Below are 4,151 nucleotides of genomic sequence, written 5' to 3' on the forward strand. Positions count from 1 at the left end.
CGTCCTGCTCACGCCGAGGTACCTACGTCCTGTAGGCAAGGCAAAAGTTTTGCTATTTAACCTGAGGTTTGGATAAGGAATGTTCCAACTCATTATTGCTAAAGCACAACTTAATTTTTTCCTTGTCTAGCCAGAGAGTTTTAGGGAAAACTAGGCGAATTTACGTACCAATAGCTGGCTATTGGAAGTGAATTCAACGCAGTTAGCACTAAAACTGGCTGCTAGAAAGGCATTAATTATCCGCAGCTCAGGTTATTTAGTTGTACTAAATAAGAAATTTTTAACGCTGTTAGCGTCAGATTTACTCCTTCAAATTGAGCAAATATAAAGTCTAATCGGTATTATTACTAGCGCTAATCCTAGTATTAATAAGAGCCAGTTCATGAGTGACAAAAACTGCTGCCTTGGTAATGTTTTGGCTAATATAACACCAAGCCGATTACCAATTAGGGCAATTGGAGTAAAACAAACGGCCAACAAGAAGTGCTCTAGCTGTAACAACCCTGAGGCAGTAAAAGTCACTAGCTTCACGGCATTCATTAAAGCAAATAGTACTGCAACGGTCGCGATATATGCTGCGGGCGCCACCCTGAGCGCGTTAAAATAAATCATCAATGGCGGACCGCCAGCGTGAATTAGCGTTGTAGAAATACCAGCCATAGTAGATGTACTTATTGCCAAAACACGCTGAGAGAAAAAGCGTAAGCTTTGCTCTGGCTGTTTATTAGCCGCAATACTCTTTAACGCAAACCCGATACTCATCAATGCGATAACTATGGTCAACCAAAACTCACTGACTTCTTGCAAGAATATTGTCGCCAGAGCGATCCCCAGCAGTGTACCTGGCAACAAACGTTTTAATTCATCGACATTCCACTGTTTCCAGTAGCTTTTTAGGCTAAATACGTCGGCTACTATCAATATCGGTAGCATTAAGGCTACTGCATCCTTTGGTTCTAATACCATCAGCAGCAGCGGTACTGAAAACGCTCCTAGTGCGCCTGCAAAACCGGATTTTGAGATACCACTGAGTAGCACAACAAGCGCAATTACAACAAGTTGTAACGGTTCTGTCATTCACACCTCTTTTAAGTCGGCCAATTTGCGCGTTATCACATTACCTCTTCAAGCTGCATACATTGATATCTTAACTCACCGATAAACGCACGTGCTGCGGGTCCAAGTCTGTCACCATCTTTAAAAATAAGATGAAGCTGTGCTTTTCGTTGGCTTTGTTGCAGCAAAGGGAGGGGTTTTAGACGTCCAGTCTCTAACAAAACTTGAATTGCAGGAGTTGGCAGCCAAGCGAAGCCCAATCCCTTGGTTATCATATCAATAGAAGTCGTCATATGACTTACTGTCCAGCGCTGATGAGCACCTAGCCAACCGTCATCTTTTTTGCGGGCTATCGCTGAGTCTCTCACAACAATTTGTCGGTGTGATTTTAAATCCTCAAGAGTGAGGTCACGTTCATAACGGTGAAGAGCGTGATCAGGACTCGCGACAGCAACAAACTCAATGTGGCATAATTCTTCACTGAATCCGTCAGATAAAACAACAGGTGATATTGCAATGTCCACATCTGTATTTTGCAATAACTCCGATCCCCCGGTAAGGACTGACTCCATAAGCTCTATGCGCAATAAAGGGTATTGATTGGACGTTTGCTCTAGCACTTTATACAGTAAATGCTGTGGAAAAATTTCATCAACCGCAATGCGTAATTGACTTTCTATTCCCTCTCCCAATGTCTGCCCTACTGCCTCAACTTTAGCAGCTTCTTCTAACAGGAAATTTGCACGGCGAAGCATCATCTCGCCAGCTTCCGTCAACTGTGTTTTCCTCCCCTGCACTGTAAAGAGCTTGACGCCAAGCCCTTGTTCTATTTTATGTACCGCGGTGTGGATGCTGGATTGGCTTTTGTGTACTTTTTTAGCGGCTTGATTAAATCCACCGTATTCCACAACCGCCTTAAACATTCGCCATTGCTCTAGCGTTACTCTTAGCATACTTATTTAGCCTAGGATGTTATTTCTTTTGTTTTATCGTCGCAGTGTTCACCATGACAGGTATTAAGATCTTCTTGTGCTTTTTCGTCAGCCTGAAGTACTTGTTTCAGATCAGCCATCCGCTGACGAATTGCAATACCGTAACTTTCATCGTCTCCCCACACGTCAGCGAGTATGTGCATCGACTCAACATCGTGTTGAGTAAATAGATCGCCCGCTCGTTCGACATCTTCATCACTGTGGCCCAATAATTTGAGCGCCTGCTCACCTAACTTCACCGCAGAGACAAACGTTTCACGCTCAAAAGCGGTGACCCCCAGTTTTATTAACTGGTAGGCATGACGACGATCCGTTGCACGAACTACAAGCTTTAGATGAGGGAAGTGTTGCTGTGCCAACCTGACGATTTCAAGGGTCTTATCTGGTTCATCAATCGCTACAACCAGCATTTGCGCCTCATAGGCTCCTGCGGCTTCAAGCAAATCTAGTCTTGCACCATCGCCATAAAATACCTGATTGCCAAAGCGACGTAGTAGTTCTATTTGACTCGGACTGTGATCCAAAATCGACAAGTGATAACCCTGTGCATGGAGCAAACGTCCTATCACTTGACCAAAACGACCGTAACCGACCACAATCACATTTTGTGTCGCTTCCATCGTCTCTACGCTGTCTTGTTCTTGAGTCGTATTAGCCTGACGCTCTACCACTTTATCGTAAAGAATAAAAATGAGCGGCGAGCCAAGCATAGATACCGCAACCACCAATGTGACTAAGGCGGCCTGATCAGGTGTTAGAATTGCTAAGCTACCAGTCACGGAAAGTAGCACAAAAGCAAATTCACCGCCTTGGCAAAGCGCTGCGGTAAATAACCATTTCGCTCGCTTGTGCAGTGAAAATGCTGTTGCCAACAAATATAAAATAGCCGCCTTCAATCCCATTAATAGTGCGACTGAAGCCAAGATAAATAGCCACTTTTCTGCTAATAAAGAAAAGTCGATTGATGCCCCTACAGTCATAAAAAATAACCCTAGGAGTAACCCTTTAAAGGGTTCAATATCGGCTTCCAATTCATGGCGAAATTCGCTTTCCGCGAGGACAACCCCTGCAAGAAATGTCCCAAGCGCAGGAGATAGCCCGATACTTTGCATCAATAGCGCGGTTGCAATAACGATAAATAGCGCAACCACAGTAAATAACTCGCGCATTCGAGTACTGGCGATATATCGAAATAATGGCGCGGCAACATAGTGCCCAGCAGCGATGATAGCTAAAATGACAAAAACAGAAATAATGACTTGAAGGTAAGTAGGAAAAGTATGTAATAAGTTTCCATGTCCATCACTCACGGCTAAATCACTAAATGCTAACAACGGCATAATCGCAAGAATGGGGATCACTGCGATATCTTGAAATAACAATACAGAAAACGCATTTTGACCGCCCGATTGTTTAATCAAACCCTTTTCATTTAACGTCTGAAGTGCAATAGCCGTAGAAGAGAGTGCTAACATTAACGCAATTGCGATTGATTGTTGCCATAAAAAGCCAAGCGCTAAATCAATTGCAACATAAAGAACAGCGGTTGTTATCAGCACTTGTAAACCACCTAGGCCAACTATCGATCGGCGCATCGTCCAGAGCCTTTTGGGTTGCAGCTCTAGTCCGACTAAAAACAGCATCATCACCACACCAAACTCAGCAAAGTGCATAATGTCTGTTTGTTCACCTACAAGGTGCAAAAGGTGGGGCCCAATTAAAATACCAGCTAGTAAATAGCCAAGCACGGAGCCAAGCCCTAAGCGTTTGGCGATTGGCACCGCCAATATTGCTGCTGCAAGGTAGATAGTAGCTAGTAATAGCATAGTCGTTTTATCCCATTTTATTGTTATCTTTATTATGTTTTGGGGTGCAAGAATAATCCAGTTTTTACACTAAGGTGAATGTACGAAACACATTTTCTCAGTATCACTGGGTGATCATGATGAGCCAATTCGCCGAACGATTGCAACCAACCAAGCAAACAATAAGCGTTTTTAAAAGCCTGATTTTATTGCAGATTCAGCGTAGTCATCCAAAAAATGGATTATACCTATTTGCTTAATTAAGTGGTCTATTTTAAGGCGAGAAAATCTTATCGAT

The 4,151-nt window shown here is 43.3% G+C and carries 3 protein-coding genes; all 3 read right to left on the reverse strand.

The annotated features are described in order from the left end of the window. Positions 1–309: 309 nt before the first annotated feature. Genes D9603_RS18690 through D9603_RS18700 form a run of 3 tightly spaced genes read right to left on the reverse strand, consistent with a single transcriptional unit; the run spans position 310 to position 3,874 of the window. Complete coding sequence (locus D9603_RS18690; protein ID WP_128732441.1) at positions 310–1,077, reverse strand: sulfite exporter TauE/SafE family protein; 768 nt, start codon at positions 1,075–1,077, stop codon at positions 310–312. A 35-nt stretch (positions 1,078–1,112) separates the two neighbouring features. Continuing rightward, positions 1,113–2,009, reverse strand: a complete 897-nt coding sequence (locus tag D9603_RS18695; protein WP_128732442.1) for a LysR family transcriptional regulator — start codon at positions 2,007–2,009, stop codon at positions 1,113–1,115. A gap of 11 nt (positions 2,010–2,020) precedes the next feature. Further along, on the reverse strand, positions 2,021–3,874 hold the full coding sequence (locus D9603_RS18700) for a monovalent cation:proton antiporter-2 (CPA2) family protein (RefSeq protein ID WP_128732443.1): 1,854 nt from the start codon (positions 3,872–3,874) through the stop codon (positions 2,021–2,023). Positions 3,875–4,151 lie beyond the last annotated feature (277 nt).

The sequence above is a fragment of the Pseudoalteromonas sp. PS5 genome (assembly GCF_004103255.1).
GTDB lineage: Bacteria > Pseudomonadota > Gammaproteobacteria > Enterobacterales > Alteromonadaceae > Pseudoalteromonas > Pseudoalteromonas peptidolytica.

What these genes read in the sequence shown, in the direction of transcription:
- D9603_RS18695 (WP_128732442.1), bottom strand. Translation starts at nt 2,009, where the DNA reads ATGCTAAGAGTAACGCTAGAGCAATGGCGAATGTTTAAGGCGGTTGTG.
- D9603_RS18690 (WP_128732441.1), bottom strand. Translation starts at nt 1,077, where the DNA reads ATGACAGAACCGTTACAACTTGTTGTAATTGCGCTTGTTGTGCTACTC.
- D9603_RS18700 (WP_128732443.1), bottom strand. Translation starts at nt 3,874, where the DNA reads ATGCTATTACTAGCTACTATCTACCTTGCAGCAGCAATATTGGCGGTG.